Origin of the sequence: Amycolatopsis sp. CA-128772 (genome assembly GCF_002904295.1) — a bacterium.
GTDB lineage: Bacteria > Actinomycetota > Actinomycetes > Mycobacteriales > Pseudonocardiaceae > Amycolatopsis.
Genome location: NZ_PPHG01000013.1, coordinates 1 through 20,497 on the forward strand (window position 1 = coordinate 1; position 20,497 = coordinate 20,497).

The following is a 20,497-nucleotide window of genomic DNA, read 5'->3' on the forward strand; positions in this document are numbered from 1 at the left end:
CGCCGGGGCGGGCGGCGGGACGGTGACCGGCGGGACCGGCGTCGGCGTCACGGCGGCGGGCGCCGTCACGGGCGGGGCCGGCGGCTCGGTGCGGTGCCGGGCCGGGCGGCGCACCGGCCGCTTGAGCGGCGCGACCTCGTCGTCGGCCGTGGTCTCCGGCTCGACCGGGTTCGGCACCAGCTCCGGCTTCGGCGGGGTGATCGGCTGCTCCGGCTCGCTTTCGGCGAGCGGGGCCAGCAGGTCGGTGCGCACCAGCACGATGGCCCGGGTGCCGCCGTAGGCCGACTCCCGCAGGTGCACCTGGATGCCGTGCCGCGCGGCCAGCCGCGCGACCACGAACAGGCCCAGGCGCGGCTCGTCCGACAGCGCCATGATCCCGAAGTCCGGCGGGTCGGCCAGCATCGCGTTGATCTCTTCGGTCTGGTCCGGCTCGAGCCCGAGGCCCTGGTCCTCGACCTCGATCACGACACCCTTGCCGACCACGTTGCCGCGGATCTCGACCCGCGACTGCGGCGGCGAGAACGACGTCGCGTTGTCGATCAGCTCGGCGAGCAGGTGCACGAGGTCGCCGACGACCGGGCCGCGGATGGCGATCTGCGGCAGCACCGCCGTCTTGACCCGCGCGAAGTCTTCGGTCTCGGCGGACGCGCCGCGGACCAGCTCGGCCAGCCCGACCGGGTTGCGCCACTGGCGGCCCGGCTGGCCGCCGCCGAGGATGATCAGGTTCTCGGCGTTGCGGCGGGCGCGGGTGGAGAGGTGGTCCAGCTGGAACAGCGTGTCCAGCTGCTCCGGGTCCTCCTGCTTGCGCTCGGCCTGGTCGAGCACCTTGAGCTGGCGGTGCACGATGACCTGGCTGCGGTGGGCGATGTTGAGGAACACCGCCTTGGTGCCCTCCTTGGTCTTCGCCTCGTCGATGGCGGCCGCGATGGCGGTCTGCTGCGCCTTGTTGAACGCGTCGGCGACCTGGCCGATCTCGTCGGTGCCGTGGTCGAGGAAGTGACCGCCCTCTTCGAGGTCGACGGGCTCGCCCGCCTGGACCCGGGCGACCAGCTCGGGCAGCCGGACCTCGGCCGCGTCGAGGGTGTCCTCGCGCAGCCGGTGCAGCCGGCCGATGAGCCGGTTCGACAGCCGGACGGCGACGAAGACCACGAAAACCGCGAACAGGACGGCGATCACACCGGCGATCAGCGACTCGGTGAACGTCGAGTCGGCGTCGTCGATCGCGGCCTGGCTGGCGTTCGAGCTCTGCAGGACGAAGATGCCCATCAGCGCGTCGCCGACCTGGCGGGCGGCCGCGCGCCACTGGTCCTGCGGCACCGGCAGCTTCGACAGGTCGCCGCGCAGGAACGCGGTCTCGACCTGGTTCACCGTCTGCCACGGCTGGCTGGCCAGCAGCTGGTCGTACTTGGCCTTGACGTCGGGGATCATCTTCGGCGCCGACGCGTCGAGCTGGGCGTGGTAGGCACCGACCTGGCCGACGTAGGCGCGGAAGTCGTCGTTCGTGAGGCCGCCCGCGGCGAGCCCGGCGGCGGCGAGCGCGTCACTGCGCTGCATCGCGTCGGCCGCGGTGAACAGCGGGATGGCGGTCAGCCGGTCGAACGCGTTCTGCGCACCACGGGCGTTCTGCGCCAGCCCGGCGACGCCGTCGGTGAACTGGTCGAACAGCCGGTTGTAGTAGGTGAACGCCTGGCTGATCTGCATCTGGCCGCTGTCGACCGCCTGCCGGGTCTGCGGCAGCTGCTGGAACAGCCCGAAGAACGTGGCGATGTTCTTCTGCACGCTCGGCGGGGTGTTGTCGTAGTCGGCGAAGTTGTCGCGGAGGTTCTCGATCTCCTTCGCGGCGGTCGCGTCCGTCTTCGGGCGGACGGCCGCGAGCACGGCGCGCTGGTTGCTCTGGCCGGCCAGCAGGCTCAGCGTCGCCTGGCGCTCCTGCTGGAGCGCGGCGAAGAACGGGATCGCGGGGGCTTCCGAGTTCCGGATGCGGCTGGTGTAATCACGAGCGGTGACCGCGTCGTAGATGAGGTAGCCCGCGAGGGCCACGCCGACCAGCAGCAGGGCCACACTGGGGATCAGCGCGATCGTGAGCACGCGCTTCCGAATCGAGGATCCCCGGTTGCGTCGAAGAGAAATCTGCTTCACCTGGGTCCGTTTTCCTTCCGGCAGTACATGGTTTCGGGTCGCCCGAGGTGGTCTGCACCCGGATTCCGACCAGCCGGATCAACATCACCGTGGTCTGCTTCGCCCGCGACGACGTTAGGCAGCCCTCCAGGGCGCGTCAAGTCCGTGGCGAGAACGTGATCTTGAACCGGTGACCCGTCCACACTTGCTGCCTGCGCTTCGAAAGTCCACCACCGCAAGTCGTGACTTTCATCGCAGGGCCACTTCGGTTCCCCGCACGGATGTGAGTACTGGAAGCGCTCCCGGTTCCGCTGCGCGTCCGGGCCGGCACCCTCTACGTACGACAGCGCCGGATCGTTCGGTGACAAACATCACGGACCTCCGCGCGGACCACCGCACACCGCGTTCGTCCGGAGTAGACAGCCGCGGGAAAGCGGAATGCGCAGGATCGGCAAAGAAGGCCGCGGATTCATCGGCTGCCGGGGCGGAATTCCCGTTATTCCGCATACGCGCTCGGCCGATCACCCGCCGTCGCGCCGAAACCGGTTCCGCGGCGCCGCCGGCCCGGTCAGCCCGGGAACTCGTCGGCGAGGGTATTCCAGAACAGCAGCTCGTAGCTCTGGAACAGCCGGGCGCAGCGGTGCGCCTCGCGCTCGTCGAGCCGCCGCGCGTCGAGCCCCGCCTGGATCGCGGCCAGCGCTTGTTCTTCTATTTCCGGGACGTCAGCGGCAAAAAAGTCGAAGAACGCGCACTGCGCATCGGTGAAGCCGTAGTGCCGGCGCATGCCGGCGGCGACGTCCCGGCAGTACCGGCCGAAGGCGGAGAAGTTGGCGAAGATCCCCGCCGCGGTCGCCGACGACTCGCCGTTCAGCGCGAGCCAGGCGACGTAGGCCGGGTACGCCTGGCAGCCCGCGCGCGGCCGTTCTTTCCCATGGTCCGGACCAGTCGCCGCCAGCAACGCGTCCAGCATCCCGTTCGCCTGCTGCTCGCCCGGCGCGAGCCCGCCGAAGAAGGTGCGCGCGTCCGGTTCGTCGGCCCGCGCGGCCAAGGCGTGGAAGCTCCGCCAGTCGCTCGAGGTGATCAGCTTCTCCTCGGCGGCGAGCGCGGCGAACACCGCGCGCGGCGCCCGGCCGGCGGTGATCAGCGGGACGAGCCGGTTGTCGCCGTCGCGCGGCGCGAGTTCGGCCTGGATCTTCACGAGCAGTTCACGAGCAGACCGCGTCATCGGTTCCCCCCTGGCGTCCGTGGCCCCTTCATTGAAGCGCGGATCGCGCGCGGCCGCCCGTGTACACAGTGGACACTCGTGGGGGCCTGACCGCTATGTCCGTTTCCCCGGCGACGCTTGACGTGGCCGCGATTCTCTATCCACCCGAGCCGGGAGCCCCTACAGTGTGGCCATCCGCAGCTTTCGAGGAGGCCAGCGTTGACCACCCCGTCCGTCGCCGAGCAGACCGAAGGCCAGACGATCCCGCGGCTGCTGCACCGCAACGCGGTCGACTACCCGGACCTGCCGGCGATCACCTCGCTCGACATCGAAGGGCACCCGACGCTGAGCTGGCGGGAGTTCCGCACCGCCATCGCCGAGGTCTCCCGCGGGCTGGCCGGGCTCGGGCTCGCCCCGCGCGACCGGCTGCTGATCATGGCGCCCGGCTGTCCGGACCACATCGTCGCCGACCTCGCCGCGACGCACCTGGCCACCATCCCCTGCACGGCCTACGCCACCCTCAGCCCGGACCAGATCCGGTTCGTCGCGAGGCACAGCGCGGCGCCGGTCGTGGTGCTCGGCGGCGAGAACGAGCTGGCGCGCTGGCGCCCGGTGCTCGACGACCTCCCGGCGCTGCGGCACATCGTCGTGCTGGACGAGGCCGCGATCCCCGAAGGCGACGACCGCTTCCTCTCCTTCGCCGAGCTCCGCGCCCGGGGCCGGGAAGCGCTTGCCGACGACCCGGAGGCGTTCGAACGGTCGTGGCCGGAGATCAAGCCGGACGACCCGCTGTCCATGATCTACACCTCCGGTACCACCGGTGACCCCAAGGGCGTCGTCCTTTCCCACCGCAACGCGATCCACCAGGCGTACGCGGTCACCGAACTGCACCACCCGCCGATGCACGCGACGAACATCGCGTACCTCCCGCTCGCGCACATCGCCGAGCGCGAGCTGTCGATCTACCTGCCGATCGTCTGGGCCGGGCACGTGCACACCCTCGCCGACCCGTCCGGCGTCGTCGGCGCGCTCGGCCAGGTGCACCCGCAGAGCTTCTTCGGCGTCCCGCGCGTGTGGGAGAAGATGGTCGCCGGGCTCAAGAACATGCTCGCCGGCGTGCCGGAGGACCGGCGCACCGCGCTGCTGCAGGCGAACGAGCTGCTGCAGCAGGGCTACAAACTGCGCAGCGCCGGGAAGCCGGTGCCCGCGGAGCTGGCCGAAAAGATCCGGCAGACCGACGAGGCCGCCCTGGCCCCGGTGCGCGCGCTGCTCGGGCTGGACAAGGTGCTCGTCGCCTCCAGCGGGGCGGCCGCCCTCCCGGTGGAGATCATCTACTTCATCGCCGGCCTCGGCATCGAGATCTGCGAGGTCTGGGGCCTGTCCGAGACGACCGGCGCGGCGACGTCGAACTCCGGTTCGGACTTCCGCGCGGGCACCGTCGGCAAGCCCCTCGACGGCGTCGAGGTGAAGGTCGCCGAAGACGGCGAACTGCTGGTCCGCGGCCCGATCGTGTTCCTCGGCTACCTCCAGGAGGACGGCACGATCGCCGACGCCACCGACGCCGACGGCTGGTACGCGACCGGCGACATCGGCACGATCGACGAAGACGGCTTCGTGACGATCACCGACCGCAAGAAGGAACTGATCATCACCTCGAGCGGCAAGAACATCGCGCCGACCCGCATCGAGGGCCTGCTCAAGGAGCACCCGCTGATCGGCCAGGCGGTCGCGGTCGGCGACGACCGTCCGTACGTGACGGCCCTGATCGTCATCGACGACGAGATCGCCCCCGGCTGGGCCGCGGCCAACGGCGTCGAGGCGGCCCCGGACGAGCTGGCGACGCACCCGGCGGTCCGCGCGGAGCTCGAGCGCGCGGTCGAGTCGGCGAACAGCCGGCTCGCGCGGATCGAGCAGATCAAGCGCTACCACGTGCTCCCGAAGACGTGGACGCCCGAATCCGGCGAGCTGACCCCGACGCTCAAGCTCAAGCGCCGGGTCATCAACGACCGCTACTCGGCCGACATCGAAGCCCTCTACGCCGCGGTCCGCGACCCCGAGCCGGCCGCCGGCGCGTAGCCCCAAGCGCCCCAATGTGGCGTTCGGTGCGTCCAACGCACCGAACGCCACATTGGGTGCGTTGGACGCAACCAACGCCACATTGGGGCGTTCGGGTCAGGCGGTGCGGGGGGAGGTGTCCGTCCACTTGCGCAGGCGCGGCGGGACGCGCTTCTCCAGGCCGTAGTTCTCCAGGTGGGCGGAGAACACCTCGTCGAACGCCTTCTGCACGGTCTCGGTGTCCCACACCGGGCGCTCGAGGATCGGCTGCTTGAGGAACGGCTGGCCCATCACGTGCAGCTGCGGGCCGTTGCACCGGATCATCTGCCCGGTGATGCCGTCCGAACCGGCGCCGAGCAGGAACAGCACGACCGGCGCGATCCGCGCCGGCGTGCGGTCCGGCGGGCAGGCGCGCAGGGACCGCTCGGACTTCCACACCATGCGCGTGTGCGCCAGCGGGCAGACGGCGTTGACGCGGATCCCGACGTCCTCGAGGTCGAGCGCCCACGAGTAGGTCAGGGACGCGACCGCACCCTTGCTCGCCGCGTACACGCCGAGCTTGCGCTGTCCGAGCGAAGCGCCCGAGGAGATGTTGACGATCGAGCCGCCGGTGCCCGCGTCGACCATCGCCTTGATCGCGGCCAGCCCGGTGTTCACCACGCCGAGGACGTTGACCGCGACCAGCTCCCGCGCCTGCTCGGCGTCGTCCTCCCAGGGCAGGGCCTCGTAGTTCAGGCCGGCGTTGTTGACCAGCCCGTCGATCCCGCCGAACTCCTTGACGCACAGGTCGACGATCTCCTGCGCCTCGCCCGCGTCGGCGACGCTGTGCCCGCTCGCGACGGCGCGGCCGCCGTGCGCCCGGATGGTCTCCGCCGTCCGCGCCGCCAGCTCCGCGTCGACGTCGTTGACGACCACCGCCCCGCCCGCCCGCCCGACGTGCACCGCGAACGCCTCGCCCAGTCCCCGCCCGGCCCCGGTCACCACGACCGCCTTGCCCTGCATCAACCCGTCCATCGCTTCTCCCCGATCTGCGGCGCCGGCGGCGCGCGGTCCGTCCACCCCGGCCGGCTCTGTGTCCAGTCTTCGCCCATTCGGTCCAACCCGGCATCGGCGCCACGACGAGCGGCCGCCGCCCTGCGCCGAGCGAGCCCGGTTCGATCAGCCCGGAGGTACTCGCGGGCCGGTCACGAGGGGGTGACTGGCGGCCGCTCCGGTGACACCGGCGCGTGACCGGCGGCATACTGTCAGTGCTTTCCGGTGGTGGACCGTGACTCCACCGGACGGGGCCGTCACTGACGAGGCACAATGCGGACGGTCCATGTTCACTCGATCGGGGGACGGTGGTGACGAGGTGACGACGCGCGCGACACCCCGGCTGCGGGCCGTCCTGGCCAACCGGGAGTTCCGCGCGCTGTGGTTCGCCGAGACGCAGTCGATGCTCGGCGACCAGCTGACCATCGTCGCGCTGGCCATCCTGATCTTCGACCGGACCGGGTCGCCGCTGCTCTCGGCGGTCGTCTACTCCCTGACGTTCCTGCCCGCGCTCGCCGGCGGCCTCGGCCTCTCCCAGCTCGCCGACCGGTACCCGCGGCGCGCGGTGCTGGCGACCGGCTCGTTCGCGCAGGCGGTGCTGATCGGGCTGATGGCCGTGCCCGGGATGCCGATGGGCTGGCTGTTCGTCCTCTTCGTCTTCGCCCGGCTGGCGAACGCGCCGTGCAACGCGGCGCAGAACGCGCTGGGCCGGGAGATCTTCGCCGACGACGACGTCTACCTGCAGAGCCAGGACCTGCGCGGGATCACGAACAACACCGCGATGCTGGCGGGCCTGGCCGCCGGCGGCCTGCTCGTGACGAGCATCGGGACGTCGTGGGCGCTGGCCATCGACGCGGTCACGTTCGTGATCGCCACCGTCGCCGTGCGGCTGCTGGTGCTGCGGCGCCCGGCCGCCGGGGCCGGGGGTGCCCCGTGGTTCGGCGCCGTCCGGCAGGTTTTCGGCGACGAACGGCTGCGGGTGCTGCTCTACCTGTCCTGGCTCGTCGGGCTCGCGGTGATCCCGGAGGGCCTCGCCGCGCCGCTCGCCGCCCAGCTGGGCGCGGGCGACCAGGCGGTCGGCTGGCTGCTGGCCGCCGATCCGCTGGGTTTCGTCGTCGGGACGTTCCTGCTGTCGCGGTTCGTCTCGACGGAACACCGCCGCAAGCTGCTGGGCCTGCTGGCCGCCCTGCCGCTGGCCGCGCTCGCGGCCTTCGCGCTGAAGCCGAACCTGGCGGTCGCGCTGGTCCTGCTCGCGCTGGCCGGGGCGACCGGCGCGTACGTCATCACGGTTACGGCCACGTTCATCACGTGGGTGCCCAACGACATCCGGGGCAGCGCCGGCGGGCTCTACCGGACGGGGCTGCGGGTCGCGCAGGGCCTGGGGGTGGGGGCCGGCGGGCTGGTCGCGCAGGCGCTCGGTTCGGCGAACGCGACCATTGCGCTCGCGGGGGCGGTGGGACTGCTCGTGGCCGTCCCGGTCGCGTTGTCCTGGCGCCGGGTCGGGAGTGCGGCACCGGAGCCGGGGTCGTCATGAACGGTTTTTCCACGGGATTCAGCCGTCACGGTTCGACATCGGTCGTCACCTCTCCGTGCAGGGCAAGATCATGAATGACATTCAGCTGGGGACGGCGAGCAATTCGCGTCCGAGTCAGCCGTCGCGGTTCGACATCGGGTCGCCACCTCCGTCAAGCGAAGCATGAACAAGCGATTGAGCCGCGTTCGACGGTCGGTTCGACCACGAACGCGGGGTTCTGTTGGTGAAGGATGATACCCGGCCACGGAATGCGTCAACACTCTGACAGGTACCGATGAGATTACTCAAGTCCCGGGCTAGGCTGGAAAGGAGGTGACCAATTGCATCCCGGACCAGACGACGACCCGGCCGCCGCCGGCGGGGCGGCCGCCCGGCGGGCGCGGGGACCGGCCGCGCACCCGCCGGTGACCGCGCACGCCGAAGGGCCAGGCGGTCCGGCCGGGCGCGACCACCCCTACCGGCCCCGCAACTGGGCGCTCTGGCGCCGCCCGCCGGTGCTGATCGTCTTCATGCTCGGCCTCGAAGCCGCCGCGATCGCCGTGCTCGCGCTTTCTTTCGCCCATTCCGCGGTGCCCGGCAATCGCGACTGGATCAATTTCGGGATCCTCGCGGGCGGCGCGACCGTCCACATTCAACTGACCCAGCGGCAGGAGGAGCGGCGGCGCAACCGGACCAAAAAAGTCCTGATCGACCTGACTGCCGTCTGGACGTTTTCCGCCGCGTTGATCCTGCCGGTGCCGCTGACCCTGCTCGTCGTTTTCCTGATCCGGCTGCAGCACTGGTTCATCGCGCGCAGGCCGGCGCACAACTTCATTTTCTCCTCGATCACCCACGGCCTGGCCGGCGCGGTCGCGCACCTGACGTACGTGTCGCTCGGGCCGCACCTGCTCGGGCAGCCCGGCTGGGGCGGCTTCTGGCACGAGGCGGGCACCATCGTGCTCACCGGTGTCGTCTACGAAGCGATCCAAATCCTCTACGTCGGCGGCGCACTGGCGCTCGGGCTCTCCTCCGAGCCGACCCTGCGTAACGTCCTGGGCAGCCCGGCCGACAACCTCCTCGAAGCGGTCACCATCGGGCTCGGCGCGGTGACCGCGATCCTGCTCGCCGTCGTCCCGCCGATGGTCGTCGTGATGGCGGTGGCCACCGTGGTCTTCAATCGGCTCGCAGAACTCGATCAGCTCCAGAACGACGTCCGGACGGACCCGAAAACGGGCATTCTCAACATGCGCGGCTGGTCGGAGTCGGCGGAGCGGGCGCTCGAACGGACCGCCCGATCGGGTGATCAACTGGCACTCCTGATGGTCGATCTGGACCACTTCAAGTGGATTAACGACACCTATGGACATCCGGCGGGTGACGACGTGCTCCGCACGGTTGCGCAAACCCTCGACGAAGTGACGAGACCCACCGACTTGGTCGGCCGATTCGGCGGTGAGGAATTCCTCGTTCTGTTGCCGGACATCGACGAAGAAGCCACCTGGGACGCGGCCGAGCGCATCCGGACCGCGATCGCCAAGCTGCACATAGTGACGACGGACAAGCGCGGCGACCCGGCCACGATCGCCGACCGCACGACGTCGATCGGCGTGGCCCGCCACCCCCGCCACGGCGACGACCTGGACCGCCTGCTCCAGTCGGCCGACGCAGCCGTCTACCTGGCGAAGGAGAACGGCCGCGACCAGGTCTGCTTCGCCCCGGACAGCCTCACGCCCCCAGCCGGACGGTGAGTTCGAGCTTCACGAGCACCTCGGCGCACGACCCGGCCGAGGAGCGGTCGAGCCGCAGCCGCTCGCCCCGGTAGCCGGCGGACTCGAGCCGCAGCACGCGCGCACCGGCCGCGGGCCGCGGGTGGCACCAGTGCCGCACGGTCCCGGCGCCGGCAGCGTCCTTGGCGAGGAGCAGGTACTCGTACCCGAGGTCGTCGGCGACCCGCCCGAGCCCGTTCCACCACAGGGACCGCAGGACGAGACCGCCACCGTCGCGGCGCAGTTCGACGGGCGGATCGGCGTCGACGTCGACCCGGAAGCCGCGCTCGCCGACGCGGACCGAGCGGACGTCGAGGAAGTCGCTGGCCTCGCCGCCGGCCTCGGAACCCAATATCTCCCCGCCGCCTTCCCGGCCGTCGGCCTCCGGCAGCAGCGCCGCCACCGCCAGCTCCGCCGCGACCCGCCCGTCTTCGCCGTCCGGCGTCACCGGCACCCCGCGCAGGTCACCCGCCAGTACCCGGTGCCCGCGGACCTCCGCCCAGCCCAGCGCCGCCGCCCGCAAGCCCGGCTCGCGCAGCTCCCCCGCGCCGCGCCGGGCCGCCCGGACCAATCGCGCCGTTTCCGGGCCCTCCGCCCCGAAGAACCCCGTCATCGCCCGCCGCAACGCACGCAACTGCGCCGCCAGCACCACCCGCGCCACCACCCCGGGATGCCGCGAAGCCAGCGCACCAGGCGCACAGTCGCGCAAGGCCGCCGCCAGCAACCTCAGCTCCGGCGTCTCCGGTGAGCGCAGGGAAGCGCCGGGAGCGAGCCGTCGCAGGGCGCGAACGGTGTCCTCCACCGGCACCGCCGATCCGCTCGAGCGCACTGCCGCCTCCTGGTCGCCGTGGCCCCTTTCCAGTGTCGGCCCGGACGGGCCGGCGCCGACAGGGGGAAACGGGCAGCCGTCCGGGCAGCCCGCGGGAAACCACCGTGCACTCCGGGGGCCAGCCCCATGCCGGCCCCGCAGCCGGGCTGGCACCCTTGACCCATGCCCGCCCCAGCCGAGCCGCCGCGTGTCCGCCGGCCCTGGTCGACGTCCGGGTGGCTGCTGCTGGTGCTGCTGGTCGTCTTCGCGTTCGGGCTGATCGCCTCGCGGCCGCCGTCGCCGCCGGACCAGGGGCCGCCCACCGGGGACGTGCTGGCCGCGCAGAACGCCATCGACGCGCTGGTCCACCCCGGCCCACACCCCGACGCGCTCGCGCGGCTGCCGAAGGACTTCACCGCGCTCAGCGGCGTCACTCCGGGCGCGATGCCGGCCCGCGACGGCACCGTCCGCGCGGTGCACGCCGACGGCGGCTGCTCGACGCCGTGGGGCGACGACAACACGAAGTGGGACTACGCCGTGCCGTGCAAGGCGCACGACCTCGGCTACGACCTGCTCCGGTACGCCGACCGCAAGGGCCACCCGCTCGGCCCCGAGGCCCGCGAGGCGCTGGACGACCGGCTGTCCCACGACATGCACCACACCTGCGACCTCAATCCGCTGAATTCGGCCCTCACCTGCCGGGTCGTCGCCTCCTTCTACTCGGCCGGGCTGGTGGTCAACTCGTGGCACCAGCGCTGGGGCCCGCCGGTCGGCGACCCGATCGGCCCGATGGTCGCCGGCGTCCTCGTGATCGGCTGCCTGCTGGTCTTCCGGCTGCGCGGCTGGCTGCGGACCCGCCGCGAACCGCGGTCGCCCTCGCCCGCCGCCGCCCCCGCCGAGGTCGGCCGGTGGGCGCTGCTCGGCGCCGGGGGTGTCGTCGTCCTGCTGCTCGGGGAGTCCGTGACGGCCCTCGCGCACTGGGCCGGCGCGGCCGAGCCGGCGTTGTGGCCGCTGACCTGGCTCACCCAGCTGGCCCCGCTGATCTTCTTCGCCGGCGGCCACGCCAACGCCGCCGGCTGGCGCGCCGAACTGGAGGCGGGCGGCGGCTACCGCCATTACCTGGCCGAACGCGCCAGCCCGCTGCTGCGCCCGGCGTTGATCTTCGCGGTCGTCGCCCTGCTGACGCCGCTCGCGCTGGAACTGCTCGGCATCCCGGCCGGGACGACGGCCACCGTCATGCGGATCGCGCTGCACCCGCTCTGGCTGCTCGGGGTCTACCTGCTGACGATCATCTGCGCGCCGCCGCTGCTGGCCCTGCACCGCCGGGCCCCGGTGAGCGCGGCCGCCGGCCTGCTCGCGCTGGTCGTGGCCGGCGAGGTGGCCGCCGACGCCGCCGGCTCGCCGCTGCCCCGCTACGCGGCGACGTTCGCTCTCGCGCTCCTCGCCCAGCAACTCGCCTTCGCGCACGCCGACGGCGTACGCCCGTCTCGACGCCTGCTCGCCACGGCCGCCGCGACCGGGGTCGCCGGTCTCGCCGTCGCGAGCGTCCTGAAGGGCGGGCCGCCCGTCCTGCTCGGCAGCCCGGGCGCCCCGGCGGCGTTGTCCGCCCCGCCGTGGGGCGTGCTGCTGCTCGGCCTGGTCCAGCTCGGCCTGCTGGGGCTGCTGGCCGTCCCGCTGGGCCGGCTCGGCCGGCGGCCCGGGGTCCTCACCGCCTCCCGGTTCGTCCTGCGTGCCCCGATGAGCCTCTACCTCGCGTTCCTCGCCGCGATGCTGCTGCTGGTCGCCGTCGTCTACCTGCCCGGCCGGATCGCCGACGGGCTCAGCTGGCTGATCCGGCCCCGCACGCTGGTCGCGATCGGGCTGCTCGCGGTGCCCGCGACGCTGGTCTTCTGGTGGTTCGAACGGCACACCCACGGCGCCCGGCAGCCGCGGGCGGCCGACCACCCCGGCCGCCGGACGGCGGTGCTGACCCGCGCCGCGGCCGGGCTCGGCATCGGCTACGCGACGCTCGGCGTGTTCGGCTTCGCGCTGACCCGCTTCGGCGGGGTGGCCGCCGACGCGGACCTGCTGGGCCTGCGCCTCGACCCCATCCAGAGCCTGGTGCACCTGCTGCTCGGGGTGTTCCTGCTGCACACGATCCGGATCGGCGCCGGCGCGGCCACCGGCACCTGGCTGACCACGGCGCTCGCCTGCGCGCCCTCGCTGCTGTTCGCCGCCGACGGCAGCACGCCCGGGTTCCTCGGCGTCACCCTCCACGCGGTGACGGCCGGGTTCGCCCTGCTGGCCGCCGCGGGGACGCTCCTGCCCGCCCGGCCACCGGCCAATGTGCCGGCCTGACCAGGCGAAACCGTCGAACCTTTGGGAAACTGGGTGGTGGATGACACATCCGTGGGGGGATGTGTAACGCTGCAGCAACCCGGGGCAGGCACCATGCGTCCCATCCCGTAGCACCACCCGATCGATGCAGTGAGGAGTCGCCCGCGTGGATCACCCGCCCCGGAACGGGCCAGGCGGCCGCCGCCCCGCCCGGCCCTGGCCGGACGAGCCAGGCCGGGACGCTCCCCGCCGCGGCACGCCGCCGTCGCGCCGCCCCGCACCCCGCCGTGAACCCGCGGACGTCCGCCGCGCCGGCCCCTCGCCGTCCCGCCGTCCCCGGCCGCGCCCGGCCCCGCGCGCCCGCCGCAACTCCTTCCGCGGCGTGAAGATCTCGCTGGCCGTCGTCTCGCTGCTGGTGATGGGCCTGACCGGGTACGCGTGGGCGGCCATGCAGGGCCTGGTCAACGGGCTGAACTACCAGAACGTGATCAGCGAGGGCGGCGGCGGCGAGAAGCCCGCGGACGGCGCCCGCGACATCCTCCTGGTCGGCCTCGACAGCCGCACCGACGCCCAAGGCAACCCGCTGCCCCGCGAGGTGCTCGACGAACTGCGCGCCGGCGACGCCGACGGCGAGCTGAACACCGACTCCCTGATCTTCGTGCACATCCCGAACGACGGCAGCAAGGCCGTCGCGATGTCCCTGCCGCGCGACTCCTACGTCGACATCCCCGGCTACGGCAAGCACAAGATCAACTCGGCGTACGCCCGGGCGATGCTGCAGGCCCGCAAGGACCTGCAGAAACAGGGCGTCACCGACCCGAAGGAGCTCGACGTCAAGGCCAACCAGGCCGGGGCGAAGGAGCTCATCGAGACCATCGAGAAGCTCACCGGGTCGACCATCGACAACTACGCCGCGGTCAACCTGCTCGGCTTCAGCGAAATCACCAAGGCCATCGGCGGCGTCGACGTCTGCCTGAACAACACCGTCAAGGACCAGTACTCCGGCGCGAACTTCACCAAGGGGCAGCACACCATCTCCGGCGTCGAGGCGCTGGAGTTCGTGCGGCAGCGCCACGGCCTGCCCAACGGCGACCTCGACCGGGTCGTCCGCCAGCAGGTGTTCATGGCCGGCATGGCGCGCAAGGTGCTCTCGGCCGGCACACTGACCAACCCGGGCAAGCTGTCCGACCTGATCGACGCCATCAAGAAGTCGGTCGTGCTCAACCAGAACTGGGACATCTTCGGCTTCGCCCAGCAGATGAAGGGCCTGACCGGCGGCCAGCTCGAGTTCCGCACCATCCCGGTGAAGAACATCGAGTACAAGACCCCCGAGGACGGCGTCGCCATCCAGGTCGACCCGGCCGAGGTGAAGCAGTTCGTCCAGAGCCTCGCCGGGCCGCAGCCGGGTCAGACCGCGCCGCCGGCCGAGCAGGCCGACCCGGCCAACAAGGCGACCACGGTCGACGTCCGCAACGCCTCCGGCCGCACCGGCCTCGCGGCGGGCGCCGCCAAGACCCTCGAAGCCAAGGGCTTCACCTCCGGCGAGACGTCCAACGCAACCTCGCGCAAGACCACGGTCATCTGGGTGCCCAAGGGCGGGAAGACCGCCGGCCAGGCCGTTGCGGACGCGCTCGGCGGCTCGCCGACGGTCCAGGAGGACAAGAGCGTCCAGGCCGGGCACGTGACGGTCTTCCTCGGCGCCGACTACCAGGGCTCGACCTCCGCCTCGAGCTCGGGCGCCGGCTCGGCGGGCGCATCGTCGCAGGCCGCCGCGCCGCCGCCGGCCGCCGAGGAGGACAAACCGATCACGGCCGAAGGCGTCCCCTGCGTCAACTGAGTCAGCCGGCCAGCCGTCGTTAACCCATTCGGCCTAACTCGCGCAATCGGTATCAAAGACATGCCCGAATTCGCGTAAGGGCCGGGCGTCAGCGCACTTACATACATGTGAGGGTGCACCTGCACGGGAATTATCACGACCGTGCGGGTGCCGTGGGAGCGCACGGCAGGGGACATTGATGTGCTGATCGACGGTGAGGAGTACCAGCGGATCCTCGGAGACGAGCTCCGCAAGCTCCGGCGCAGCCGAGGCTGGACGCGCAAGGAGCTGAACCAGCACCTGCAGAGCGAGATCTCGCTGCAGACGCTGGCCACCTACGAGCTGGGCACCAGACAGTGCTCCGTCGTGCGCCTGGTCGAGCTGTGCGTCGCGATGGACGAACTGCCCCAGGACCTCCTGGCCAAGGTGCACCGCCGGGTGTTCGTCGACGAGCCGGGCCGGGTCCGCGTCGACCTGCGCAAGGTCGTCGCCGACGCTCCGGCCGACCTGCTCCCGCTGCGCCGCTGGGCCGAGGACCGGCTGCGGCAGACCGGCGAGCACGCCGGCGGCGAGGTCGCCCTCGACCTGCCGGCGCTGGAGCGGATGGCCGAGCTGTGCCGGCTGCCGACCGTCGACCTGATCGCCCGCCTCCGCCGCTACACCTCCCGCTGATCCGCTGGTCGTGAGTGCGTAACCGGGTTCCGACCCGGTTACGCACTCACGCCCCTCAGCCGACCTGGAAGTCCTCGCGGCGCACCTTGCGCGTGTCGAGCCAGTAGCGCCAGGTGAACCCGGGCCAGATCGTCCGGTTGACGCCCGCCGCGTCCAGGTACCAGCTCTTGCAGCCGCCGCGCGTCCAGATGCCCTTCGCCAGCTTGCGCTGGATCCGCGCGTTGAACCGCTCCTGCACCTCCGGCTTCGGCTCGATGGCCCGCCCGCCGGCCAGCCGCAGCGCTTCGGCGACGTAGGAGATCTGTGCCTCGATCATGAACACGACCGAGTTGTGCCCGAGGCCGGTGTTCGGCCCGAGCAGGAAGAACAGGTTCGGGAAGCCGGCGACGGTGATGCCGAGGTGCGTCCGCATCCCCCCGGTCGCCCACTCCTTGCCGAGGTTGCGCCCGTCGCGGCCGACGATCTCCAGGTCGTCGAAGGCGTCGGTGACGTGGAAGCCGGTGCCGTAGATGAGGACGTCGGCCTCGTGCTCGACCCCCGCCGCGTCGACGACACTGTGCTCGCGGACCTCGCGGACGCCCTCGGTCACGACGTCGACGTTGTCGCGGGCGAGCGCCGGGTAGTAGTCGTTGGAGATGAGCACGCGCTTGCAGCCCATCGTGTAGTCCGGGGTGACCTTGCGCCGCAGCTGCGGATCCGTGATCGCGCGGTCGATGTTGCGCCGGGCGATCCGCTGCCCGAGCTTCATCACCCACGACTGGCCGTTGAAGCCGACGGCGCGGGCCTCGAGCAGCCAGTAGAGCAGGGTGCGGTAGGCGCGCTGGGCCGGCGGGAACGCCCGGAACAGCTTGCGGGTGCGCCCGGACATCTCGTGGTCGGCCTTCGGCATGATCCACGGCGGCGTCCGCTGGAACAGCGTCAGCTCCTCGACCTCCGGGGCGATCTTCGGGACGAACTGGACCGCGCTGGCGCCGGTGCCGATCACGGCGACCTTCTTACCCGCGAGGCCGACGTCGTGGCGCCACTGCGCGGAGTGGTACGCCGGCCCCTCGAACCGCTCGATCCCGGGCAGCTCGGGGATCATCGGCAGGTGCAGTGCCCCGACCCCGGCGACCAGCGCGTTCGCGGCGAACTCGTCACCGCCCCTCGTGGCGACGTGCCACCGGTTCTCTTCGGCGTCCCAGCGGGCGCCGGTCATCTCCTGCCCGAACCGGATGAACCGGCGCAGGTCGTGCTTGTCGGCGACCTCGCGCAGGTAGCGCCAGATCTCCGGCTGCGGCGAGTAGGCCCGCGACCAGCCCGGGTTCTGCTCGAAGGAGAACGAGTACATGTGCGACGGGATGTCGCAGGCGCACCCGGGGTAGCTGTTGTCGCGCCAGGTGCCGCCGACGTCGTGTGCCTTCTCGAGGATGACGAAGTCGTCGCGGCCCTCCTTGCGCAGCTGGATCGCCATGCCGAGACCGGAGAACCCGGTCCCGACGATGACGACCCCGGTCTCCGTGCGGTTGCCCATGACGCCTCCCGGTTCCTGTTACCCGTCGTCCATCTTACTCAGAGTAGGTTACCCGCGGTAGAGTGTGCTGCGTGACCACCGCCAAGCGCAAGCGCATGCCCCGGGCCGACCGGATGCGACAGATGATCGAGGTCGCCGAGCAGGTCTTTTCGGAGCGCGGCTACGCGGCGGCGTCGATGGACGAGATCGCCGAGCTGGTGGGCGTCTCGAAGCCGATGCTCTACGAGTACTTCAACTCGAAGGAAGGCCTGCTGCTGGCCTGCATCCGCGAGTCCCGGGCGGTGCTGCGCGAGGTCACCGAGCAGGCGACGGTCGGCGCGGCGGACGCCGAGGAGGCGCTGCGGCGGGGCCTGCTGGCGTTCTTCGTCTTCATCCGCGAGCGGCGCCAGGCGTGGTCGCTGCTGCGGCACGAGATGGCCCTGATCGGCACGCCGGCCGCGGACGAGGTCGAGGAGACCCGCCGCCAGCAGACCGACCTGATCGCCGCGCTGATGAGCGGCTACTTCGACAGCGGCGACGAGCTGCGGGCGGAAGCGGCCGCGGAATTCGTGGTCGGCGCGTGCGAACGGCTCGCGATCTGGTGCGAGCGGCACGAGGAAGTGAGCCCCGAGCTGGCCACCGGATACGCCATGGACGTGCTGTGGAGCGGCCTCGGGCAGCGTGCACGTTAGCCTGCGCGTGCACTAGGCCATTCGGTCCGTTACTCAGTGCTGTCGTGTCCTGTGACACAGAGTTGCTCTACCGTACTGCTGACAAGGTAGAAAGTGTGCTGGACCTTCGCGACCGGAGGGAGGGCGCGGGAACCACGTCACGATTGCGCGGTGGCCGCGTCACGGTTGTGTAAGGATGCTGGTGAGGGAGAGGGGCGTGAGGCAGATGGTGGAAACGATCACGGCGACGTACGTCCAGGAAGACGCCGACTGGGCCATCACGGTCAGCGGCCGCGGCAAGGAGCTGACCGCCCGCGCGCCGGGCATCATCGCCGCGCGCGACCGGGCCGACCAGCTGGTCGAGGAGCTCGCGGGCGACGCCAGGACAACGGTGGTGCACCTGCTCAACGGCAGTGCGCTGGACTTCACCAGCGCGTACATGACGGCCCGGCTGACGCTCCCGAAGCTCCCGCCGCTCGAGGTCCCGCCGCCCGGCAGCGTGCCGAAGCAGCAGACTCCGGCGTCGGCGGACAAGAAGCCCCAGCTCCCGCCGAGCAAGCAGCTCCCGAAGGCGGTCGAGGACCGCAAGGCCCCGGCAGCCGAGCCGGCGCCCGCCGCGGAGAGCAAGGCGCCGGCCAAGCAGGCCTGAGCGTTACTTCAGGAGCTTGCGCACCAGCAGGACGAGCACGAGGACACCCGCACCGATCAGCGGGAACTTGACCTTGGGGTTGTCCAGCTTGGCGCGCACGCCGTCCTTGGCCGCGTCGGCGAGCTTCTTCGGGTCGGCCTTGACGGTCAGCTGGTCGAGCGTCGCCGCCAGAGCGGTCCTAGCCTGCTCGATCTCACGCTCGATCGTCTCGGGATCGCGGGCCACGTGTCCTCCTCGCCGCATGGGACTTCCGAAGCCCAACTTAGTCGACCGCCCCGCGGCCGCCGCACGGGCCACGCCGCACGCTAGGCTGCGGAGTACCGGGGGCCCGTAGCCCAATTGGCAGAGGCACACGGTTTAGGTCCGTGCCAGTGAGAGTTCGAGTCTCTCCGGGCCCACTCGAGTGGCGTCCACCCCGGATTCACCGCGGCTCCACCACGATGTGCGGCGCCAGCGCCCGCAGGAAGTCCGCCGCGTCGAACATCTCCCCCGGCGCCGCGACACCCGTCGCCCGTGTCCGGCCGCTGAGGATCCGTGCCACCGCCTCCACCGCCAGCGGTGCGCTCACCGCGTAGATGTCTTCCCCGCGCGCCACCATCCGGCGCTCTTCGCCCCCGGCGCGTACGACCACCTCCACCACGAACGTCTCCGCCGCGTCGCGCTCGCCCGCCGCCGCCAGGCTCTGGGCCGCGTCCGCCGTCAGGTAGCTGGTGACCTCGCGGACCTTCAGGTGCCGGGGGATCGTGACGATGTCGGCCATCGAGAACTCGCCCAGCACCGGGCGGGTACCGAGCGGCTCGGGGAACGGCCACTCCAGCGCCGGCAGGGCGTCGTCGAGGTACTCCAGGCGACCGCCCGCGTACCTGATGCGGCGGCCGTCGCGGCGCTCGCGGGACACCCGGCCCGCGGCGAGCGTGCCCGCCGTCGGGTTCCAGCCGCTGAGGCCGTAGGCGACGTGCACCTCGTCGGCCGCCGCCCAGCCGTCCATCGCCGCCGTGGCCAGCAGGTCCGCCAGGCCGCCGAAGAACGCCATTGCGGGCACCACCGCGGTGCCGGCCGTCAGCTCGAAGGTGTCGAGGTTGGCCTCGATCTCCGCGGCGACGTCCACGTACGGGACGCCGGCGCGGATCGCCGACTCGGCCACCGGGCGCGCCGTCACGGCGAACGGGCCCGCGCAGTTGATCACCGCCGCCACGCCCTCCAGGGCGCGGTCGAGCGACGCCGGGTCGTCGACCGACGCCGGCCGGCCGCCCGGCAGCCGGGCCGCGTCCCGTCCGGAAAGGACCGGCTCGAAGCCGCGTTTCCGCAGCTCGGCCACGACGAAGCGGCCGGTGTGCCCGTAAGCGCCGTAAACCAGTACCGAAGTCATGACGATCATCCTGACGACGTCCGGACGCGGTCACCAGTGTCCGGAACGACGTGCTGCGTACACTTTCGGACATGCTCGCAGTCGCCCTCGCGGCCACCGACGGGATGCTCTCGTTCGAGCTGACCATCGCCACCGAGGTGTTCGGCGACGACCCCCGCTACGCCTTCGCGGTCTGCGGCTCGCACGCCGTCCGCGTCGGCCGCTTCCTGCTCGAACCGGACCACGGCCTGGACCGGCTGGCGAGCGCGGACACGGTGCTCGTGCCGGGCTGGGCCGACGTCGACGCGCAGCCGCCGGCGGACCTGGTCGACGCGGTGCGCGCCGCCCACGCGCGCGGCGCCCGGGTGGCGTCGTTGTGCACGGGCGCGTTCGTGCTCGCGGCGGCCGGCCTGCTGGACGGCTTGCGCGCGACGACGCACTGGGCCCACACGGACGTCCTCGCCGCCCGCTACCCGCGCGTGACGGTGGACCCGGACGTCCTCTACGTCGACAACGGCCAGGTGCTCACCTCGGCGGGCAAGGCCGCGGCGATGGACCTGTGCCTGCACCTGGTCCGCTCCGACCACGGCCCGGCGGCGGCCAACGCGATCGCCCGCCGCCTGGTGGTGCCCCCGCACCGCGCGGGCGGCCAGGCCCAGTTCGTCCCGGCCCCGGTCCCCGCCCGCGACGACCACCCGCTGGCGGCCCTGCTGCCGTGGATCACGGCCCGCCTCGACCACCCGCTGACGGTGGAGGACCTGGCCCGCCGGGCGAACATGAGTTCCCGCCACCTGGCCCGCCACTTCCGCGCGGCCACGGGCACGACGCCGTTGCGGTGGCTGCTGAACCAGCGCATCCGCCGCGCCCAGGAATTGCTGGAGAACACGGACGCGGGCATCGACGCGGTGGCGGAGGCGGTCGGCATGGGCACGGCGACGACGTTGCGGCGGCACTTCAACCGGACGGTCGGCGTGCCGCCGGACACCTACCGCCGCACGTTCCGCAGTTAGCGGTTCCCCAGCCCTCGCCCGCCGCAC

General features: G+C 71.9%; 16 protein-coding genes and 1 tRNA gene. 10 read left to right on the forward strand and 7 right to left on the reverse strand.

Annotation, left to right across the window (positions count from 1 at the left end; translation table 11 throughout):
- Positions 1-2,088: ATP-binding protein (locus tag C2L59_RS04865; protein ID WP_103348304.1), on the reverse strand; the 2,088-nt coding region annotated here is incomplete at its 3' end.
- 598 nt (positions 2,089-2,686) lie between these two features.
- A complete protein-coding gene (locus tag C2L59_RS04870; RefSeq protein ID WP_103348305.1) occupies positions 2,687-3,343 on the reverse strand; it encodes a transcriptional regulator in 657 nt (218 codons plus the stop codon).
- 198 nt (positions 3,344-3,541) lie between these two features.
- On the opposite strand from C2L59_RS04870, the gene C2L59_RS04875 reads away from it, so the two are divergent.
- Entirely contained in the window at positions 3,542-5,398 is a 1,857-nt protein-coding gene (locus tag C2L59_RS04875; RefSeq protein ID WP_103348306.1) for a long-chain fatty acid--CoA ligase, read from the forward strand.
- A 96-nt stretch (positions 5,399-5,494) separates the two neighbouring features.
- On the opposite strand, the gene C2L59_RS04880 is transcribed toward C2L59_RS04875, so the two are convergent.
- Positions 5,495-6,391, reverse strand: a complete 897-nt coding sequence (locus C2L59_RS04880) for an SDR family NAD(P)-dependent oxidoreductase (RefSeq protein ID WP_103348307.1) — start codon at positions 6,389-6,391, stop codon at positions 5,495-5,497.
- Positions 6,392-6,695: 304 nt separating this feature from the next.
- On the opposite strand from C2L59_RS04880, the gene C2L59_RS04885 reads away from it, so the two are divergent.
- Both C2L59_RS04885 and C2L59_RS04890 read left to right on the forward strand, forming a co-directional pair.
- Positions 6,696-7,943: an MFS transporter gene (locus C2L59_RS04885; RefSeq protein ID WP_103348308.1), complete on the forward strand. Its 1,248-nt coding sequence runs from the start codon at positions 6,696-6,698 to the stop codon at positions 7,941-7,943.
- A gap of 320 nt (positions 7,944-8,263) precedes the next feature.
- Positions 8,264-9,670 (forward strand): GGDEF domain-containing protein, encoded by a 1,407-nt coding sequence (locus tag C2L59_RS04890; RefSeq protein WP_103348309.1) that lies wholly within the window; start codon positions 8,264-8,266, stop codon positions 9,668-9,670.
- Here C2L59_RS04890 and C2L59_RS04895 read toward each other — a convergent pair.
- Positions 9,648-10,517, reverse strand: a complete 870-nt coding sequence (locus tag C2L59_RS04895; RefSeq protein WP_103348310.1) for a hypothetical protein — start codon at positions 10,515-10,517, stop codon at positions 9,648-9,650. The genes C2L59_RS04890 and C2L59_RS04895 overlap by 23 nt on opposite strands.
- Before the next feature lie 162 nt (positions 10,518-10,679).
- Between C2L59_RS04895 and C2L59_RS04900 the strand changes: the two genes are divergently transcribed.
- The 3 genes from C2L59_RS04900 to C2L59_RS04910 all read left to right on the forward strand — a co-directional run bounded on the left by C2L59_RS04900 (position 10,680) and on the right by C2L59_RS04910 (position 15,300).
- On the forward strand, positions 10,680-12,833 hold the full coding sequence (locus tag C2L59_RS04900) for a phospholipase A2 (protein ID WP_103348311.1): 2,154 nt from the start codon (positions 10,680-10,682) through the stop codon (positions 12,831-12,833).
- Between the two features lie 145 nt (positions 12,834-12,978).
- Positions 12,979-14,649 (forward strand): LCP family protein, encoded by a 1,671-nt coding sequence (locus C2L59_RS04905; RefSeq protein WP_103348312.1) that lies wholly within the window; start codon positions 12,979-12,981, stop codon positions 14,647-14,649.
- Between the two features lie 180 nt (positions 14,650-14,829).
- Positions 14,830-15,300 (forward strand): helix-turn-helix domain-containing protein, encoded by a 471-nt coding sequence (locus C2L59_RS04910; RefSeq protein ID WP_103348313.1) that lies wholly within the window; start codon positions 14,830-14,832, stop codon positions 15,298-15,300.
- 55 nt (positions 15,301-15,355) lie between these two features.
- On the opposite strand, the gene C2L59_RS04915 is transcribed toward C2L59_RS04910, so the two are convergent.
- Positions 15,356-16,813, reverse strand: coding sequence for an NAD(P)/FAD-dependent oxidoreductase (locus C2L59_RS04915; RefSeq protein ID WP_103348314.1), 1,458 nt, complete (start codon positions 16,811-16,813; stop codon positions 15,356-15,358).
- 113 nt (positions 16,814-16,926) lie between these two features.
- Here C2L59_RS04915 and C2L59_RS04920 point away from each other — a divergent pair, with 113 nt between their 5' ends.
- Together C2L59_RS04920 and C2L59_RS04925 are read left to right on the forward strand one after the other, a co-directional pair.
- On the forward strand, positions 16,927-17,484 hold the full coding sequence (locus C2L59_RS04920; RefSeq protein ID WP_199198925.1) for a TetR/AcrR family transcriptional regulator: 558 nt from the start codon (positions 16,927-16,929) through the stop codon (positions 17,482-17,484).
- 205 nt (positions 17,485-17,689) lie between these two features.
- Complete coding sequence (locus C2L59_RS04925) at positions 17,690-18,112, forward strand: hypothetical protein (protein WP_199198926.1); 423 nt, start codon at positions 17,690-17,692, stop codon at positions 18,110-18,112.
- 3 nt (positions 18,113-18,115) lie between these two features.
- Here C2L59_RS04925 and C2L59_RS04930 read toward each other — a convergent pair whose 3' ends face one another.
- The gene (locus C2L59_RS04930) at positions 18,116-18,337 is read right to left on the reverse strand and encodes a DUF3618 domain-containing protein (RefSeq protein ID WP_004559246.1); all 222 of its coding nucleotides are present in this window, start codon (positions 18,335-18,337) and stop codon (positions 18,116-18,118) included.
- Positions 18,338-18,436: 99 nt separating this feature from the next.
- Between C2L59_RS04930 and C2L59_RS04935 the strand changes: the two genes are divergently transcribed.
- Positions 18,437-18,510, forward strand: a tRNA-Leu gene (locus tag C2L59_RS04935).
- A gap of 23 nt (positions 18,511-18,533) precedes the next feature.
- Here C2L59_RS04935 and C2L59_RS04940 read toward each other — a convergent pair.
- Positions 18,534-19,481 carry a saccharopine dehydrogenase NADP-binding domain-containing protein gene (locus C2L59_RS04940; protein WP_103348400.1) on the reverse strand — a complete coding sequence of 316 codons (948 nt, stop codon included), beginning with the start codon at positions 19,479-19,481 and terminating at the stop codon, positions 18,534-18,536.
- Between the two features lie 71 nt (positions 19,482-19,552).
- Between C2L59_RS04940 and C2L59_RS04945 the strand changes: the two genes are divergently transcribed.
- Positions 19,553-20,470, forward strand: a complete 918-nt coding sequence (locus C2L59_RS04945; RefSeq protein WP_199198920.1) for a helix-turn-helix domain-containing protein — start codon at positions 19,553-19,555, stop codon at positions 20,468-20,470.
- Positions 20,471-20,497: the final 27 nt, after the last annotated feature.